This is a genomic window from Flavobacterium undicola, from assembly GCF_009909155.2.
Lineage (GTDB): Bacteria > Bacteroidota > Bacteroidia > Flavobacteriales > Flavobacteriaceae > Flavobacterium > Flavobacterium undicola.
Genome location: NZ_JAAAPM020000024.1, coordinates 24,547 through 43,685, shown reverse-complemented (window position 1 = coordinate 43,685; position 19,139 = coordinate 24,547). Strand labels below are relative to the sequence as shown.

The window sequence follows — 19,139 nt, the reverse complement described above, 5'->3', positions numbered from 1 at the left end:
GAGAGTTATTTTCTTTTAGACTCGAGCCAAAGGCGAACAGAGCGAAGCTAATTCGAAAACTAATTTGACCGACGAGGAAGTGCAAGACTTGATTTTTTTTGTTCCTTTTTTGATCAAGCAAAAAAGAAAATGATAGCAATTGATTGTATGAATTAACACCAATTAATTTTTGATCCGAGCTTGAAAAGGAGAATTTGGGAAGCAAAATTACTATAACCTGCCTGTCGGCAGACAGGTTTGCGGTTAAAAAAGGATGAGCATATTATGATTATAGTGTACCATAAAAACAATAAAGTTGTAAAAGTAATTCGAAACGATGAGCAGTTATCGTTTTTATCGAATATTATTGCTACAGCGTTATTAGAGTTAGCTAAATCCTATCCTCTAGATTGGCTTATTTGGTGTGAGATTGATTTAAGAACAAGTTTGAATCATTCAAAATTCAAAACAATCTTCCATCATCATAAAATAATGGCTTCTTACACTGCTGGTGCACAAAATTACATCTCTAATGCTATTGGCTATGTCGAAGAATCTCCTTTTATTAAAGTTAATAAATCGGTTATTTATCCTACATGGTTAATGAGTAGTGAAGTGGGCGGAATTCATGCTTCGGTTTTAAATGTAATAGGGAGTAAAATAAAAACAGCAGCTAATTTTGATTATTTTTTAAATTCTGTTGCCAAATTAGGAATGCTAGCGGGGCTTTTTTGTTATTCAGAACCAGGATTACTATCGAATAATCCTAAGGAATTAAAAGAGAATTACCAAGCGAATAACTTCCTTTTGTTCCGATTTGTAAAACAGCATTATAAAAAGCGTTGGCTGTTATTATTATTGTTAAATCTATTTTTTTTTGAAAAACGATTTCCAATGATCCCTTTTTTCTATGCCTTGTTTTTTAAAAATAGAAAAAGGATAAAATTAAATTTAGATGCTATTCAGGTACAATCAACTCTAAAAATGGTTGATAAAAAAACAATCGATGTTATTATCCCTACTATTGGTCGAAAACAATATTTGTATGATGTTTTGCAGGATTTAGCTAAGCAAACGCATTTGCCCGAAAAAGTAATTATTGTAGAGCAAAACCCTTTGAAAGATAGCGTTTCAGAATTGGATTATTTCACAACAGAAAACTGGCCTTTTACCATTAAACACATTTTTACCCATCAGACAGGAGTTTGCAATGCCCGTAATTTGGCTTTAGAGGAAGTGGAAAGCGAATGGGTTTTTATGGCAGATGATGATATTCGATTTAAAAAAGGTCTTTTTCAAAATGTTCTTAATAAGATAGAGGAATATAGCATTTTTGCCCTTACAACTTCTTGTCTTAAACCTGATGAAATTCAACATTACAAAACCATTCATCAGTCGGGTATTTTTGGTTCGGGAAATAGCTTTGTGAAAAAAGAGGCACTTGATAATGTACGTTTTGATAAGGCACTCGAATTTGGTTACGGAGAGGATACCGATTTTGGATTGCAATTGCGCAATCAAGGCCATGATGTGATTTATTTTCCCGATTTAAAAATTACCCATCTCAAAGCTCCGATGGGAGGTTTCAGAATTCCAATTAAAAAACAATGGGAATCGGAAGCTATTCAACCTAAGCCATCGCCTACTATTTTGTATGTATTGCAAAAACATTATACCTTACAACAATTAAAAAGTTATAAATTAATATTGTTTTTAAAATTATTGAAACACGCATCATTGAGAGATTTTTTTTGTTTTTATAGAAACTTCAAAAAAAGATGGAGTAGGAGTGTATATTGGGCTGGTAAATTAAGAGAAAAGACAAAATGAAAGTCAAATACATTTGGAATAAAATTTATAAAAGATTTTTAATTTTTCAAACACACCCACTTACAAAGCATAATCCTATTAGAGCTTTATTTAGATATTGTAAATTTAATTGTATTCAATGGATTAGTGAAAAACCTAGGATTTATGATTGGATAGATGGACTAAAGTTTTACGCTCAAAAAGGAGATGCAGGTATTGTAGCTAATATTTATTTTAAACTGTTTGATTACGAAGATTCAATGTTCTTGATTCATAATTTAAAGTCAGAAGATTTATTTGTAGATATTGGTGCCAATGTAGGACATTATACGTTATTAGCAGCTGGGATTTGTAATGCTGAAGTGGTTGCTTTTGAACCTATTCTTTCGACATTTATTAAATTAGAAAGAAATATAAATCTAAATAATTTATCTCAAAAGATTATATTATTTAATATTGGTATTGGGGATGAAAATTCTATTTTGAATTTCACAAAAACTAAGGATGTTATGAATAGTGTTGCCTTAGGAAGTGAAACTGATGTAGTAAGTGTTGAAGTCAAAAAATTAGATGATGTTTTAATAAAAAAGACTCCGACCTTTTTTAAAATAGATGTTGAAGGCTATGAATATTTTGTTTTGAAAGGAGCGTTAAATATTTTAAAAAGTAAAAAATTGAAATATATAATAATCGAGTTGAATTTTTCTACATCAAAATTTGGGCATACAAATGAGGAAATATTGGAATTTTTAGTGTCATATAATTTTGTGCCTATTTCTTATGATGTTGAAAGTAAAAGAATGACACCTTTAGATACTTTTAACTCAAAAAAATTTAATACAATTTTTATCAAAAAAGATTTTTTAAATTAAATGCTAAAATTATATACAGATCAAAAGTATCTTACTGCTGAGAATAGAAGAGTCATTTTTCCGTTGTTGTTTGATTTATGGTACTCGCCTAATGCTAACTTGTTAGAAAAATACCAAATTGTTTCAGCTATTGCCGATTGTGACATTGCGGTTGTTCCTGTTGATATAGCTCATTTTAACACGAACAATAAACAGCAAGAATTAGACGGTTTTATAAGTAAGGCATTGGGGTTAGGAAAAAAAGTTTGGTTGTATTCTGGAGGTGATTATGGCAAAAGTATTAATAGTCCTGTGTATACTTTTAGAATGAGTGGTTTTGATTCTAAATTGAATGCATATACCTTTATTATGCCTGCTTTTATTACCGATCCTTATGTGAAATTGTCAAAAAACTTTCGTTCAATTGCCAAGGAGGAACAACCTCAAGTAGGTTTTGTAGGACATGCGAGTAATTCTGGATTGAAAATGATAAAAGAATTTTTGGTGTTTTTGAGATACAATTACAAACGTTGGACTAAAAAAACAGACACGGATTACCAGCCTTTTTTTTCTTCTACTATTAAGCGTTACCAATTTTTAAGTTTGTTAGAAAAAAATCCAGCTATAAAAACCAATTTTGTTTTTAGAAATAAATACAGGGCTGGAGCTAAAACAATAGAGCAGAAAAATAAAACAACCATTGAGTTTTTGGAGAATATAGAGAGTAATCCTTATACTTTTTGTATGCGTGGAGTAGGAAATTTTTCAGTTCGTTTTTATGAAACTTTAGCCATGGGAAGGATTCCTTTTGTAATAGATACTGATTTTAGGTTACCTTTAAGCGAGAATGTCAATTGGGAAAAGCATTGTATTATTGCAAAAGAACACGAAATAATAGAAACACTTGTTAATTTTCATCAAAAAATAAGCCCGGAATATTTTGAATTAATGCAAATGAATAACCGAAAATTGTGGAGTAGCCATTTAGAAAGGGAAGCGTATTTTTTGAATATTTATTCTGTTTTTAAATCAAAGACCCAATGAAATTTACTTTAATCATTTGTACGTATATGCGTGCTGAGCCTTTGCTAAAATTATTGCAATCGGTTGAGAAGCAAACTTTATATCCCGATGAAATTTTAATTGTTGATGGTTCTACAGATAAGCAAACAGCAGCAGTTTTAAATAGCAATCCATTTAAAAATCTACATTATTTTTTAGTTTCCGAAGAAAATCGGGGTTTAACCAAACAAAGGAATTTTGGTATATCTAAAGTTACCGAATCTTCTGAAATTGTTTGTTTTTTAGATGATGATACTGTTTTAGAAATAGATTATTTTGAGAAGTTACTTAAAACCTACAAAATTTATCCCGAAGCCTTAGGGGTTGGAGGTTATATCAACAATGAGATTAAATGGGAACGTGTAGGAGAAGAATACCAACCAAAATCAACTGATTTTTATTTTGATGCTTGGAAAAGAATTGATAGTTCTCGTTTTGTTTTGCGCAAAAAATTAGGTTTGGATAGCGATTGTGCTCCAGGTGTTTCCCCTTTATTTTCTCATGGGCGAAGTGTTAGTTTTTTGCCACCAACAGATAAAGTATATGAGGTAGAAATGTTGATGGGAGGAGTTTCTTCATTTCGAAAATCAGTATTCAATACGTTTAGTTTTTCTACTTATTTTCAAGGCTATGGTTTGTTTGAAGATACTGATTTTTCATTACGACTGGCTAAAAAAGGAAAATTGTATTTGAATACCGCTGCTCGATTAAAACATTTTCATGAAACTTCAGGAAGACCTAATCAATACCAATATGGAAAAATGGTAGTTAAAAATGGCTTTTATGTTTGGAGAGTCAAAAACCCTAATCCTGTTTTTAAAGATAAATTAAAGTGGCATTCTATTACGATACTTTTGACAATGATTCGATTTAGCAATATATTTACCACAACTAAGAAAAAAGAAGCCTTTACTGAAGCTTTAGGTAGGACAATTGCTTGGTTTCAAATTTTAAATTAATAATATCATTGTATATGTTGGAATATATTATTCATCCAGATACTCATTCAAGGTTAGTCTCAAAAACTGATGAATATTTTTTATTTGAAGATAAATCAAAATTGTCTGTTTTTAACGGGACCCCTATATTGTTTGGTGCAAATTCGATATTTAATGAAGCAGATATTATAAATGAAAAAAAGACAACTCAAGATAGTGATTATTTAGATACTTCTAATATCAAAAATTTTATTCGTAGAAAATTGCTTCCTTCACTTTGCGAAGATTTCAATATTGAAAATAGGTATGAAGAACTTTCAAAATCATTAACTAAAGAAAGTAAAATATTGATTATTGGAGCTGGTGAAAAGATTTCTTATTACAAGAATAAATTTTCGCATTGTGAGGTAATTACTTCTGATGTTCATAATCAATTTAAACCCGATTATGTCTTTGATGGTCATTTTATCCCTTTTGTTGAAAATTGTTTTGATATGGTATTGGCAGCTCAGGTTATTGAACATACTATAAATCCTTGGAAGTTTTGTCAAGAATTACAAAGAGTTACAAAAATAGGAGGATTACTTCAGATAGAAGCGCCTCAGAATTTCCCATATCATTCAGAACCCTATGATTTTTTTAGATTTACATTTACAGGAATGCGAAGTTTATTTGCTGAATGTGAGGTGATGAATGCGGAAATAACAGAAGGAAATGCTTCCATAGTTGCAGTTACAATATCTAATTATTTAATTAATACTAGTTCGCATAGATTAGTAAGGAGTACTTGGTTATTTATTACACGTTTGTTGTTTGGTTGGATGAAATATTTAGATAAACGTAAACCTAAACCTAAACTTAATAGGCGTTCTGTTTCTATGCCTAAAGGATATGCTTTTACATTTAAAAAAGATGTTGTTAAAAGGAAACCGGTTGAGTTATTAAATGAGTTCTATAAGTTGAAAAGATGATATTTGCAATTTTCACCCATGTCGTTCATACCAATAGTAACAAGCAGTATTTTGCTTACACTCCTTATGTTCGTGAAATGAACATTTGGTTAAAATATGTCGATGAGTTAATTGTGGTTGCTCCATTAGAAAACAATAAACTAACAGAAATTGATAGTTTTTACGAACATAAAAACATTGATTTTAGAAGAATTTCTAATTTTAGTTTGACGACTTTTAAAAATACAGTTTCTTCCATTTTTAAATGGCCTAAAATTATTTTTGAAATTTTCAAAGCCATGCAACGAGCCGATCACATTCATTTACGTTGTCCTGGGAATATGGGGTTACTGGCTTGTATTATTCAGATTTTTTTCCCTTCAAAGCCTAAAACGGCAAAATATGCCGGAAATTGGGATTCGAAATCCATGCAACCATGGAGTTATCGATTGCAAAAATGGATTTTGTCTAATACTTTTTTGACTCGAAATATAAAGGTTTTAGTGTATGGCGATTGGGAAAACCAATCAAAAAACATTAAGTCATTTTTTACTGCTACTTATTCGGAAGCTGAAAAAGAAGTCATCCAAAAAATAATAGATATAAACGGCAAAATAAAGCTCATTTTTGTGGGTAGTTTGGTGGAGGGAAAAAATCCAATGTATGCTATCCAACTATTGGAACAATTACTCCAAACAAACCCAAATGTGGTTTTGGATATCTATGGAGACGGAATGCTTAGACTATCTTTAGAAAAATATATTGAGACTAATAATTGGAGTCATCATATTATTTTACATGGAAATCAAAATCAGGAAGTACTAAAAAAAGCCTATCAGGAAAGTCATTTTGTGGTTTTGCCTTCTAAAAGTGAAGGCTGGCCCAAAGCCATTGCCGAAGGGATGTTTTGGGGTTGTGTTCCTTTAGCAACTGCAGTTTCTTGTGTTCCTTATATGTTAGATCAAGGCAATCGAGGGGTTTTGTTACAAATGGACTTATACAAAGATGCAGCTACAATTAATAACTTAATTAATAATCCAATGGGTTTTGAGCGTAAAAGCAAAGCAGCATTGAATTGGTCAAGACAATACACTTTGGAACGTTTTGAAAATGAAATTCAAAAACTATTACAAGCATGAGAGTGGTACAACTAATAGATTCCTTAGAAGCAGGTGGAGCAGAGCGTATGGCGGTAAATTATGCCAATGCACTTTCGGAAACAATTGATTTTTCAGGTCTGATTGCTACTCGTAAAGAAGGAAAATTAAAAAATCAATTAGATGGAAAAGTAAATTATTTGTTTTTAGATAAAAAAAGCATCTTTGATTTTAAAGCCATTTTAAAACTCCGAAAATATATTGTCAGCAATCGTGTAGCGATTATTCAGGCTCATAGTTCTTCCTTTTTTTTAGCGATATTGGTCAAATTAACTTTGCCAAGGGTAAAAATAATATGGCACGATCATTACGGAAACAGTGATTTTATAGAAGCTAGACCGAAATATTTGTTGCAATTAGCAAGTTTTTTTTTCAACGGGATAATTGCTGTAAATGAAAAGCTGAGAACTTGGTCATTAGAAGCCTTGCATTATAAAAATGGAATTTATTTGCCTAATTTTGCAACAGTTGAAAATGAAATACAATCGCATACACATTTACAAGGACAGTCTGGAAAACGCATTCTGTGCTTGGCGAATTTGAGACCGCAAAAGAATCATTTTTTATTGCTTGAAGTGGCTTCAAAGCTAAAAGAATCACATCCTGATTGGAGTTTTCATTTGCTAGGTAAAGATTTTCAGGATAGTTATTCACAAGAATTGAAAATGAATCTTAAAAAACAACAATTAGAAAATCATGTTTTCGTATATGATTCTTGTTCGGATGTTGCTGCGGTTTTAGAGCAAGTCCAAATTGGGATTTTAACCTCTAATTCGGAAGGTTTGCCAGTGGCATTACTAGAATACGCCTTACAGAGAAAAGCAGTGGTACTAACTGATGTAGGTCAAGTGGCTTCTATTGTTGAAGACAATAAAAATGGTTTTTTAGTACCGTCAAATAATATAGAGTTATTTCACAATCGATTAGTCGAACTAATTGATAATAAGATGCTTCAAGAATGTTTTGCCGAAAAGCTTTACCAGAAGGTTGTTAATCATTTTTCGGCGGCTTCAATTATAGAAAAATACATTCATTGGATAAGAACAACAATTATAAATGAATAAATCCGAAATCAATTATATCAATCTAGCGCTAATTCATGTTGGTATAGCGCTGACGCTTTTTTATATTCCTTTTTTATCCAAAATTTATGCGTTGTTAATCGCTGTTTTTGGTGTTACTTATATTATCAATAAGAATAATAAGAATAATGAAGTTTTGTATGTTTCGGCTTACTTGGTTGGTGCTGAGGTTTTTTTGAGAATGACTGGAGGGAATTTAAATAATGAATATGTAAAGACAGTAGTTTCTTTATTGATGTTGTTAGGGTTTGTTTTAAGTGGTTTTTCGAAAAGTAGTATTGTGTATTGGTTGTATTTCTTATTACTCCTGCCCGCTGTGCTGATTACAATGAGTAATCAAGAGATGAATTTAGAAATTCGAAAAGCCATTACTTTTAATATTTCGGGACCTGTATGTTTAGGTTTGTGCGCTTTGTATTGTTTTAAAAGACAAATTACATTCAGTCAGTTGCAAAATATTGTGGTTTTTTTTGGTTTGCCCATCATTGCAACTTTAGTCTATTTGATTTTATACAATCCAAGTGTTCGGGATGTGGTGACGGGAACTCAATCTAATTTTGCTACCTCAGGAGGTTTTGGACCTAATCAGGTGTCTACCATATTAGGATTAGGGATGTTTGTGTTTTTTTGTCAATTGGTTTTTATGTCAAAGTCAAAAGTGATTACGGCATTAAATGGTTTCCTTTTTGTTTTAACAAGTTACAGAGCTATTGTAACTTTTTCCAGAGGAGGAGTAATTACCGGCTTTGCAATGATTGTTTTTGTACTAATAGCAGCTTATTTATTTAGTAATCCTTCGGGAAAAAGAAAATTAAAGTGGGTCGTTGTTCTTAGTGGTGTTTTGGCTTTAAGCATTTGGAGTTATAGTGTGATACAAACCAGCGGATTAATTACAAAAAGATACGCTAATCAGGATGCAGCTGGGCGAGTAAAAGAGGATCGTTTGGGGGGGCGTGAGCAAGTAATGGGAACCGAATTAGAACTTTTTAAAGAGAACCCCATTATGGGAGTAGGAATAGGACTAGGGAAATTTTATAGAGTACAAATGCTAGGACAAGAAGTGGCATCACATAATGAAATTACTAGATTGTTAGCTGAACACGGTATGTTTGGAGTGCTTATTTTATTGATTTTGTTTATTACACCAATTATTCTTTTTTTGAATAATTATCAAAATATTTATTTTTTCTCCTTTTATGTTTTTTGGCTATTGACCATCAATCATGCAGCAATGAGAATTGCCGCTCCAGCTTTTGTATATGCCTTGACCTTATTGAATGTAAGGATCAAGCCTATTGAAAAAACAAATAAAATAATTTAGTATTCTAGGTTTTATATGTAAAACAGCATTTAAACTGAATTTCAAGTTATTGAAAGACTATGTTTTTAGCAAGTGCAAATAGTTTGTAAACTTGTATAGAAATTATGTTTTTAAAGCTCATTTGAGTTGAATTTTTTCTGGATAAAATTATATTGCTAACAAAAAATAGAATGCCAAAAAACAAAATCCATTTTGAGATTTCTGAAAGAAAAATGATTCTGCATCTTGTGGACGTTTTCTGTGTTTTTATGGCTTTACATGCTGTGGGTTATTTTTTCGACTTGGCTTATTTAAAATCTTCAGTATCTAACTTCATTTATTTGATGGTTTTAATCCTTTATCTTAAAGTTATTGGAACTATTTTTGAACTTTATAATCTTCAAGTAGCAAGTAATGAATTTCTAGTTACAAGAAGTACTATTCTCACGGTTACAACAACGGTTTTGGCTTATTTTTTAACGCCAATTTATTCGCCGAAATTACCAAATAATCGTCTTCAAATTCTAACTTTTTTATTCGTCGTTTTTTTTTCATTAGTTTTATGGAGAGTTTTTTATGTGCGTTTTTTGGCTTCCAAACGTTTTCATCAAAATGCTTTATTGATATGTGACGAGGATCAGTTAGACGAACTTATTTCAGGTTTAGAAAATATAGATCCTCATTATAAAATTATAGCTTATGTGAGTAATTGTGTGTCAAAAGGGAAAACGGAATGTTGTTCATCTTATGTGGAGTGTGTCAAGCCAATTAATTTAATTGCTTTTGTCAAAGAAAAACACATTACTGAAATTGTAATTGGAACCCAGAACCCAGATAGCATCACGACCGAATTGTACCAGCAATTATTGAAATTATTAGAATCAGGAAAGGCAATTAGAGAATATTCACAGGTGTATGAAGAAAAAACACAACGTATTCCGGTGCAATATGTAGAACGCGATTTTTATCGTTTTTTTCCCTTTAGTCGAAGCAACCAAAATAGATTGTATTTGTCGATTGTAAGAATATTGGAAGTTGTTGTTTCAGTTATTGGTTTGTTGATTATGCTGTTATTAATTCCCTTTGTTTTTTTAGTAAATACTATAGCTAATAAAGGAAGTTTATTTTATACTCAAGAGCGTGTTGGAAAAGACGGCGTGGTGTTTGAGATTTTAAAATTTCGAACAATGATTGAAAATGCCGAACTGGAAAATGCGGTATTTGCAACTGCTCAAGACAATAGAATTACCGCTTTTGGGAAGTTTATGAGGAAAACCAGAATGGATGAATTTCCTCAATTTGTAAATATTTTGAAAGGCGAAATGGCAGTAATAGGACCACGTCCTGAAAGACCATTTTTTGTGAAAGAAATTGCCGAAATCATGCCTTTTTATGAAACAAGACATGTTATAAAACCAGGACTTACAGGCTGGGCACAGGTGAATTATAGCTACGGAGAATCTATTGAAGAGAGTTTGATAAAATTACAGTATGACTTGTATTATATCAAACATAGAAGTATTTACCTTGATTTCAATATTTCATTAAAAACTATAACAACTATCTTGTTTTATAGAGGACAATAAAGTTGTTTAATGTTACTTATTTAGAAACGAGAATGTTGTTGTTTTTGAGGTTAAACTGTCCTTAACTTCCGCAGTCGAGTGTCAAATGTTTGAAGAATACGTAAAAAGAAAAGCTGTTTGATCCGCCGCGGCGGAGAGTTTCTTTTCTTTTAGTATTCGAAAACTAATTTGACCGACGAGGAAGTGTAAGACTTGATTTTTTTGTTTCTTTTTTGATCAAGCAAAAAAGAAAGTTATTCTAAAAGATATATTTAATAGTATTATTAAATAATTATTGGTATCGCTTTCTTATTTTTTAAAGTTAATTGTATCAGGAAATAAGCAGAAGTTACGACTAAAGGTAATACAATAAATAAATGTGCTTTATTGATTAAAACGACCAAATAAATTAAAAGTGTGAAAAGATTAAATAGGGAAAGTTTATAAATCCAAGCCTTATTTCTCGCACCATAAAAAAAGCACAGCACAAGCAATGTAGGATTGAATAAAAGTACATTGTAATTGTTGGCTAATTCTAAATGATTAGAATAAAAGCCCAAAAAAAGAAAGAATACCCCAAGGATTCCCATTAAAGAAAAATAAAAATAATGGATTCCTTTTTTATTTAAGATTACTAATAAGGCTAGAAAAATTAAGTAAGAATAAATGTTGTTCCACCAAGAGCTTGGGTGTGATTCCTCAAAGTGTAAAATAGTTTGGTTTTTAGGCGCTAAAGCTTGGTTTTTATATTGAATCAGCTTTAAGCTTTTTTGCAATTCTAAAGGCAAGAATAGCTTTGTTCCTAAAGCATCTACTTTTGTTCCAAAAATAATACTGGTTCCCAGTTTTTCATAAAAATGATAGTCGAAATATGTATACAAAATACTTCTGTAACTTAGTTCAGTATCGGTTTTCTTTGTGATTATGCTAGCGCCTAATGTTTTGTTGATGATATCCACCACCATCGAAGTACAGTTTTTGTCAATAAATTTATAGGTATAATGGCTGTCTCCTGACGCCAATGAGCTATTTAGATTATCAAAAAGTTTTTGCTTGAATTCAAGAGAAATTTGAAGCTCTTGTTCATCAACCGAACGATTTTCGTAAGTGTATTGATTGATGAAGTCGGTATAGCGATTGACTACAGCAAAATATTGGAGATCTCCTTTGGCGAATTTTGGAACAAAGTTAGGTGTGTTAAAATCAAAAGCACCATAATTGTAAACTGCATCTACAAAATTAGCGTTGTCTTTAATTCGAATAGCAGTATGTCCAAAGAGAGAATAGGATTCATTTCCAAGACCACAAGTAATCACACTTACTGTAGTATCTTTGGACAATTGAATGCGTTGTGCCCAAAAAGAATTGAAAATACTAAGAAAGAATAGAAGAAATGCCGTTTTTTTAGAAAGGAAAATATGCGCCATAATAAGTGTCTTTGCTATTTTTTTTCAAAAGTATCATTTTTTAGCGAGCTTATTTATTTCTTATTTTAAATAAATAGTCAATAAAACAATCTGTTGAAAATTGATGCTGAAGAAAAGTGGACTAATTTGAAATAACAAAATGTATTGTATTAAATTTGCGAAGCTATTCTTAAAATCAAATTGAAAATGAATATTAAAAAACACATCCCAAACAGCATTACGTTACTGAATCTTTTTTGTGGTTGTATTGCCATGGTTTTTGTAAGCAATCAAGATTTTGAAATCGCTTTTTTCTTTGTTTTTTTAGGGATTTTCTTTGACTTTTTCGATGGTTTCTTTGCTCGTTTGTTTAAAGTTACTGGCGAATTAGGTTTACAATTGGATTCATTAGCGGATATGGTTACCAGCGGCGTAGTTCCTGGTTCTGTGATGTATTATTTGTTGTTGAATAGTCAGCATGATATTTCGAACTGTTCGTATATTCCTTTTTTAGGTTTTGTAATTACAATGGGTTCTTGCTACCGTTTGGCGTTTTTTAATATTGATACGCGTCAAACCGATTCGTTTATTGGGTTGCCAACACCTGCTAATTCTTTGTTTATGCTGAGCTTGCCTTTGGTAATAAAGTATTCTGATTCTTTATTCATTTTAGAATTGTTGACTAGTCAGTGGGTTTTGTTGCTTATTACGGCTTTTAGTGCTTATATTTTAAATGCCGAAATCCCTTTGTTTTCATTGAAAATTAAGAAATTTACTTTGAAAGATAATTTACTGCAAATTGTTTTCTTAACCCTTTCGTTTTTGTTGTTAGTGTTTTTTCAATACGCAGGAGTTCCAATGGTTATTATCGCCTATGTGTTGTTATCAGTTGTGAATAATAGGTTTTCTTTAGATGGCAAAACAAAATAATCGACGCCGAACTACAACGTCTAGAAGACCAAAAAAGAAGCCTTCCGTATTCCGGAAAAAGCTAATTCAAACTGCGATTATTGTTTTTTGCGGACTACTATTTTTAGGAATTGCGTATCATTATAGAAATGGCTTAGCCTATTATTTTAGTTTTAAAACCAATAAAGTTTTAGATAAAGAGGCTAAGGATAAACAAATTTCAGATGTACGGAATTATCAGGTTTTAGAAAAAAATGAAGCCAAAGCCATTGGGATTGATGTTTCTGAATATCAGGGCGAAATTGAATGGGATGCTGTAGAAACTATGGATGACGATTATAAGCTATCGTTTGTTTTTATACGCGCCACAGTAGGAAATGATCGATTAGATAAAAGATTCAAGGAAAATTGGCTCCAAGCCAAAGAAAATAATATAATTCGTGGAGCTTACCATTACTATCGCCCGAATGAAAATTCATTAGAGCAAGCCGAACTTTTTATAAAAACAGTCCGCTTACAAAAAGGCGATTTGCCACCTGTTCTTGATATTGAAAGATTACCCGAAAATCAATCTATTGAGCGACTTAAAATAGGACTCAGACGTTGGTTAACCAAAGTAGAGGAACATTATAAAGTAAAACCCATAATCTATACGGGGGAACGGTATTATGATGATTTTTTGAAAGAAGAATTCTCCGATTATTTGTTTTGGATTGCTAATTATAATTTTTATCGAGAAAAAATGAAAGAAGATTGGCTGTTTTGGCAATTTACCGAAAAAGCGACTGTTTCAGGAATAAAAGGCAATGTAGATGTCAATATCTTTAATGGCGATTTACAGCAATTGCAGTTTATTACTAAAGAATAGGATTTAGTGTTTTTTTTAGAAATGTTAATACAGTTAAGATTGGGAGTATTAGTATCCCAATTAAAACAAGTACCGATTTTGGATTGGCAAAATTAGTTGTATATCCCATCCATGCAATTTTTTTAGGAGGAAAAATGCGTTTGTCTTTTGGGTTGTAATAAAACATTCCCCAAATCCAATTATCAGGATCTTTAGACCATTGTTCTAAGGTTTCTTTACTTGGTTTTTCTGGATTTTCCATTTTATTGAAATCATATTTTAGTTTCAAACTGCTAACTCAAAAACTGCTCACTGACCACTTTTATTAAAATTCTAATTTCTTTTTTCTTAATTCGAAATTTTGTCCCAAATACACTCTACGTACCATTTCGTCTTCAACTAATTCTTCAGGTTTTCCGGCTTTTAGAATTCCTCCTTCAAACATTAGATAAGTTTTGTCGGTAATTGCCAGTGTTTCTTGAACGTTATGGTCGGTGATTAAGATTCCGATGTTTTTGTTTTTTAATTGCGCTACAATTCTTTGGATATCTTCAACAGCCACAGGGTCAACTCCGGCAAAAGGCTCATCCAGTAAGATGAATTTTGGATCAGTAGCAAGACAACGCGCAATTTCGGTACGACGACGTTCTCCTCCAGATAGCAAATCGCCACGGTTTGTTCGAATGTGTTCCAAACTAAATTCGGCAATCAAACTTTCCATTTTAGCAATTTGAGCTTCTTTTGGAAGAGCAGTCAATTGCAAAACACTTAAGATATTATCTTCGATACTTAATTTTCTAAATACAGAAGCTTCTTGTGCCAGATAGCCAATACCTTGCTGTGCTCTTTTATACATTGGATAATGAGTAATGTCAATATCGTCAAGGTAGATATTTCCAGAATTTGGTTTTACTAATCCAACAATCATATAAAAAGAAGTCGTTTTTCCAGCTCCATTTGGACCTAATAATCCAACGATTTCTCCTTGGTTTACTTCCACCGAAATGCCTTTTACAACGCTTCTTCCTTTGTATGTTTTTACTAAATTATCGGCTCTTAAAATCATCGGGTGTTCGGTTATTGAATATTTGTTGATTGGATTATTCGACAAATTAACGAATTACCAAATAAACAAATAGTGAGATTAACAATTAATTATTCTTTTTCTATTTGTTTATTATTTTGTGTTTCTGTTTTTATTTCTTTTTTGGCTACAAAAACAGAAATAAAAATGCTGGCTTCATAGATTATAAGCATCGGAATAGCAACAATAGTTTGACTCACCACATCAGGAGGAGTAACAATAGCTGCTATAATTAATACAATAACAATGGCGTATTTTCGATATTTTCTTAAAAAGGCAGGAGTTACAAGTCCTAGTTTGGTTAAGAAATAAATGATTATTGGTAATTCGAAAAATAATCCACTGGCTATCACAGAAGTTTTGACCATACTAATGTAAGAATCTAACGTAAATTGGTTAACAACGGTAGAGCTGACAGTAAAAGTTGCTACGAAGTTAACTGACATTGGGATTACTACAAAATAGCCAAAAACGACTCCTAAAAAGAATAATAAGGATGAGAAGAAAATAAACACTTTAGCGTTCTTTTTTTCGTTTTGATACAATGCGGGGCTTATGAATTTCCATATTTCCCATAAGATATAAGGGAAGCTTAGTATGAATCCAAAAAGGATACATATCCATATAAACACATTCACTTGACCTTCCATTTCGGTATTCTGAATGATAAAAGGCATTTCGGTAATGCAAATACTGTCGGCAAAACCTAAGGTATGTGACAGTTCGCAAAAATAAACATAGGTAAAAAAGCTAGGTCTTGTAGGGCCAAAAATGATAGTATCAAATAAATAATCACTAATGAAATAAGTAACCATTGCCATTATAATTACAGCAATAGTACTTCGGACCAATAACCATCTTAAATCTTCCAGATGATCTAGAAACGACATTTCGTTTATGTTTTTTTTTGCCATTATAGGATTCCTTCTTTTAATATGTCATGTAAATGTAAAACCCCTTTGTATTGACCATTGTCAATAACAATAAGTTGTGTGATGGAGTGGTTTTCCAGGATTTGTAACGCATCAATTGCCATCGTGCTTGATTGAGTAGATTTAGGATTTCTAGTCATAATATCTTTGGCAGTCAAATCAGTAAAAGTATCCCTGTCGTTTAGCATTCTACGGATATCACCGTCGGTAATAATTCCAATTACCTCGTTGTTTTCTATTACTGCTGTTACGCCAAGTCTTTTTTCGGATATTTCAAAAATCACTTTCTTTATTGGAGTGTCAGGGCTTACAGTTGGTTTCTGACTGTGTTCAATCATGTCTTTCACTTTAAGTAAAAGTTTTTTTCCTAAAGCACCTCCTGGATGGTATTTGGCAAAATCCTCCGCTTTAAAATCGCGCATTTCCATTAGGCAAATGGCAAGTGCATCTCCCATTACTAATTGGGCAGTTGTGCTGTTAGTTGGAGCCAGATTAATAGGACAGGCTTCGGAGTCTACAGTAGTGTTTAAAACACAATCAGAACCTTTCGCTAGAAAAGAACTGCTGTTTCCACTAATGCCTATTAGTATGTTTCCGTCTCTTTTTAATAAAGGAATAAGTGCTTTAATTTCAGGGCTGTTTCCGCTTTTAGAAATGCAAATAATTACATCGTCTTTTTGTATCATTCCTAAGTCACCATGAATGGCTTCGGCGGCATGAAGGAACATGGAAGGCGTACCTGTTGAGTTGAAGGTGGCTACCATTTTTTGACCAATGATCGCGCTTTTTCCAATCCCGGTAACGACTAGTCGCCCTTTTGATTGAAAGATAATTTCTACAGCTTTTGAGAAGTTGTCATCTAAGTAATCAATTAGTTTTACAATAGCTTCACTTTCAGATAATATGGTTTTCTTGGCAATGGCCAATATATTTTCTTTGGATATCAAAACAGAATGTTTAAAGTTTGTGTGTGTAAAAGAAATTTGTATCTTTATGTGATGCAAATTTATACAAAATACCAGATAATAAAGAATGAATTCAAACGAAATTGATATCCATAAAGAATTAAAGAAATATTTTGGCTTTAGTCAATTTAAGGGATTGCAAGAACAAGTGATTACAAGCTTAATGAATGAGCATAATACATTTGTTATAATGCCTACAGGTGGAGGGAAATCATTGTGTTATCAACTACCTGCTTTAATTCAAGAAGGGACTGCAGTAGTAGTTTCTCCATTAATTGCTTTAATGAAAAATCAGGTTGATGCAATAAGAAGTTTGTCTTCAGAAAATGGCATTGCCCATGTTTTAAATTCTTCACTTACTAAAACTGAAACCGCTCAGGTTAAAAAAGATATCACTTCGGGATTAACGAAGTTGCTATATGTCGCTCCTGAATCATTAACCAAAGAAGAAAATGTCAATTTCTTAAAAAGTGTGACCATTTCTTTTGTGGCTATAGATGAGGCACACTGTATCTCAGAATGGGGTCATGATTTTAGACCCGAATACAGGAATCTTAAAAATATTATCAAACAATTAGGCAATGTTCCAGTTATAGGACTTACTGCCACAGCTACTCCAAAAGTACAGGAAGACATTCTTAAAAATCTGGAAATGTCTAGTGCTGTTACTTTTAAAGCTTCGTTTAACAGACCTAATTTGTATTACGAAGTACGAACAAAAACTAAAAATATCGAATCGGATATTATTCGATTTATCAAACAACATAAAGGAAAATCAGGGATTATTTATTGCTTAAGCCGTAAAAAAGTAGAAGCCATTGCCGAAGTTTTGCAAGTCAACGGAATTAGTGCTGTTCCCTATCACGCGGGATTAGATGCTAAAACCCGAGCGAAACATCAAGATATGTTTTTGATGGAAGATGTTGAGGTGGTGGTTGCTACAATTGCTTTTGGAATGGGAATCGATAAACCCGATGTGCGTTTTGTAATTCATCATGATATTCCTAAATCACTAGAAAGCTACTATCAGGAAACAGGGCGTGCAGGACGTGATGGAGGCGAAGGACATTGTTTAGCATATTACTCTTATAAAGATGTGGAGAAATTAGAAAAATTCATGTCCGGGAAACCAGTAGCTGAACAGGAAATAGGTTTTGCTTTGTTGCAAGAAGTGGTGGCTTATGCCGAAACTTCGATGTCCAGAAGAAAATTTTTATTGCATTATTTTGGTGAGGAATTCGACAGCGAAACTGGAGAAGGAGCTGACATGGATGATAATGTTAGAAATCCAAAAACAAAAGTTGAAGCTAAAAACGAAGTCGTTCAATTGTTAGAAGTGGTACGTGATACCAAACATTTGTACAAGTCTAAAGAAATTGTTTTTACGTTGATAGGTCGTGTAAATGCAGTTATAAAAGCGCATCGCACCGATTCGCAATCGTTTTTTGGATGTGGTGCAAAACATGACGAAAAATATTGGATGGCATTGCTGAGACAGGTTTTGGTGGAAGGCTTATTATCAAAAGATATTGAAACTTACGGAATTGTAAAAATCACGCAAAAAGGAATAGATTTTATTGAAAATCCAAGTTCGTTTATGATGTCTGAGGATCATGAATATAGTGATGCTGAAGACGAAGCTATTGTAACTGCTGCAAAATCTTCTGGTACTGCTGATGAAGCTTTGATGGAAATGTTACGTGATTTGCGTAAAAAAGTAGCTAAAAAATTAGGAGTGCCTCCTTTTGTGGTTTTTCAAGAACCTTCGTTAGAAGATATGGCGTTGAAGTATCCAATTTCTCAAGCGGAATTGATTAATATTCATGGAGTTGGAGAAGGTAAGGCTAAGAAATATGGAGCTGAGTTTATCGCTTTAATCAATAGATATGTAGAGGATAATGATATTATTAGACCTGATGATCTTGTGGTTAAATCTACAGGAACTAATTCGGTGAATAAATTATATATCATCCAAAATATTGATAGAAAATTATCTTTAGATGATATTGCTAAAGCAAAAGGATTAACAATGGATGCTTTGATCAAAGAAATGGAGCAAATTGTATATGCCGGAACCAAATTGAATATCAAATACTGGATTGATGATATGCTGGATGAAGAACAGCAAGAAGAAATTCATGATTATTTTATGGAATCAAAAACCGATAAAATAGAAGAAGCTTTAAGAGAATTTGAAGGTGATTATGATATCGACGAATTGCGTTTAATGCGTATCAAATTTATAAGTGAAGTAGCCAACTAGATTTTAGAATGCAGACTTAAGAATTTAGATTTCAGATTAA

The 19,139-nt window shown here is 32.2% G+C and carries 17 protein-coding genes; 12 read left to right on the top strand and 5 right to left on the bottom strand.

All coding sequences use genetic code 11. The features are described from left to right. The first annotated feature begins 264 nt into the window (after window positions 1–264). The 9 genes from GTZ96_RS13685 (at window position 265) to GTZ96_RS13645 (ending at window position 10,714) form a co-directional block, all read left to right on the top strand. Entirely contained in the window at window positions 265–1,809 is a 1,545-nt protein-coding gene (locus GTZ96_RS13685; protein ID WP_161644474.1) for a glycosyltransferase family 2 protein, read from the top strand. Continuing rightward, window positions 1,806–2,660, top strand: coding sequence for an FkbM family methyltransferase (locus tag GTZ96_RS13680; protein WP_161644473.1), 855 nt, complete (start codon window positions 1,806–1,808; stop codon window positions 2,658–2,660). The genes GTZ96_RS13685 and GTZ96_RS13680 overlap by 4 nt, the downstream gene beginning before the upstream one ends. Continuing rightward, window positions 2,661–3,683, top strand: coding sequence for an exostosin family protein (locus tag GTZ96_RS13675; RefSeq protein WP_161644472.1), 1,023 nt, complete (start codon window positions 2,661–2,663; stop codon window positions 3,681–3,683). Continuing rightward, window positions 3,680–4,660, top strand: coding sequence for a glycosyltransferase family 2 protein (locus GTZ96_RS13670; RefSeq protein WP_161644471.1), 981 nt, complete (start codon window positions 3,680–3,682; stop codon window positions 4,658–4,660). Before GTZ96_RS13675 ends, GTZ96_RS13670 begins: the two co-directional genes overlap by 4 nt. Before the next feature lie 14 nt (window positions 4,661–4,674). Next, window positions 4,675–5,610 carry a methyltransferase domain-containing protein gene (locus tag GTZ96_RS13665; protein ID WP_161644470.1) on the top strand — a complete coding sequence of 312 codons (936 nt, stop codon included), beginning with the start codon at window positions 4,675–4,677 and terminating at the stop codon, window positions 5,608–5,610. Continuing rightward, on the top strand, window positions 5,607–6,728 hold the full coding sequence (locus GTZ96_RS13660) for a glycosyltransferase (RefSeq protein ID WP_161644469.1): 1,122 nt from the start codon (window positions 5,607–5,609) through the stop codon (window positions 6,726–6,728). Before GTZ96_RS13665 ends, GTZ96_RS13660 begins: the two co-directional genes overlap by 4 nt. Next, window positions 6,725–7,810 carry a glycosyltransferase gene (locus tag GTZ96_RS13655; protein ID WP_161644468.1) on the top strand — a complete coding sequence of 362 codons (1,086 nt, stop codon included), beginning with the start codon at window positions 6,725–6,727 and terminating at the stop codon, window positions 7,808–7,810. Before GTZ96_RS13660 ends, GTZ96_RS13655 begins: the two co-directional genes overlap by 4 nt. Continuing rightward, entirely contained in the window at window positions 7,803–9,149 is a 1,347-nt protein-coding gene (locus GTZ96_RS13650; RefSeq protein WP_161644467.1) for an O-antigen ligase family protein, read from the top strand. The genes GTZ96_RS13655 and GTZ96_RS13650 overlap by 8 nt, the downstream gene beginning before the upstream one ends. A gap of 170 nt (window positions 9,150–9,319) precedes the next feature. Then, window positions 9,320–10,714, top strand: coding sequence for an exopolysaccharide biosynthesis polyprenyl glycosylphosphotransferase (locus GTZ96_RS13645; protein ID WP_235972992.1), 1,395 nt, complete (start codon window positions 9,320–9,322; stop codon window positions 10,712–10,714). 263 nt (window positions 10,715–10,977) lie between these two features. Here the strand turns inward: GTZ96_RS13645 and GTZ96_RS13640 are convergent, their stop codons facing one another. Beyond that, window positions 10,978–12,120, bottom strand: coding sequence for a lipoprotein N-acyltransferase Lnb domain-containing protein (locus GTZ96_RS13640; protein ID WP_161644466.1), 1,143 nt, complete (start codon window positions 12,118–12,120; stop codon window positions 10,978–10,980). Between the two features lie 186 nt (window positions 12,121–12,306). On the opposite strand from GTZ96_RS13640, the gene GTZ96_RS13635 reads away from it, so the two are divergent. Together GTZ96_RS13635 and GTZ96_RS13630 are read left to right on the top strand one after the other, a co-directional pair. Beyond that, window positions 12,307–13,029: a CDP-alcohol phosphatidyltransferase family protein gene (locus tag GTZ96_RS13635; RefSeq protein ID WP_161644465.1), complete on the top strand. Its 723-nt coding sequence runs from the start codon at window positions 12,307–12,309 to the stop codon at window positions 13,027–13,029. Beyond that, window positions 13,013–13,876, top strand: a complete 864-nt coding sequence (locus GTZ96_RS13630) for a glycoside hydrolase family 25 protein (protein WP_161644464.1) — start codon at window positions 13,013–13,015, stop codon at window positions 13,874–13,876. The genes GTZ96_RS13635 and GTZ96_RS13630 overlap by 17 nt, the downstream gene beginning before the upstream one ends. On the opposite strand, the gene GTZ96_RS13625 is transcribed toward GTZ96_RS13630, so the two are convergent. The 4 genes from GTZ96_RS13625 to GTZ96_RS13610 form a co-directional block, all read right to left on the bottom strand. After that, on the bottom strand, window positions 13,866–14,117 hold the full coding sequence (locus GTZ96_RS13625) for a DUF5808 domain-containing protein (RefSeq protein WP_161644463.1): 252 nt from the start codon (window positions 14,115–14,117) through the stop codon (window positions 13,866–13,868). The two genes, GTZ96_RS13630 and GTZ96_RS13625, sit on opposite strands and share 11 nt — an antisense overlap. 63 nt (window positions 14,118–14,180) lie before the next feature. Beyond that, a complete protein-coding gene (gene lptB / locus GTZ96_RS13620) occupies window positions 14,181–14,921 on the bottom strand; it encodes an LPS export ABC transporter ATP-binding protein (RefSeq protein WP_161644462.1) in 741 nt (246 codons plus the stop codon). A gap of 89 nt (window positions 14,922–15,010) precedes the next feature. Next, complete coding sequence (gene tatC / locus GTZ96_RS13615; protein WP_161644461.1) at window positions 15,011–15,853, bottom strand: twin-arginine translocase subunit TatC; 843 nt, start codon at window positions 15,851–15,853, stop codon at window positions 15,011–15,013. After that, window positions 15,853–16,818: a KpsF/GutQ family sugar-phosphate isomerase gene (locus tag GTZ96_RS13610; protein WP_181033195.1), complete on the bottom strand. Its 966-nt coding sequence runs from the start codon at window positions 16,816–16,818 to the stop codon at window positions 15,853–15,855. Before GTZ96_RS13610 ends, tatC begins: the two co-directional genes overlap by 1 nt. 85 nt (window positions 16,819–16,903) lie before the next feature. Between GTZ96_RS13610 and GTZ96_RS13605 the strand changes: the two genes are divergently transcribed. Continuing rightward, complete coding sequence (locus GTZ96_RS13605) at window positions 16,904–19,099, top strand: ATP-dependent DNA helicase RecQ (protein WP_161644460.1); 2,196 nt, start codon at window positions 16,904–16,906, stop codon at window positions 19,097–19,099. Window positions 19,100–19,139: the final 40 nt, after the last annotated feature.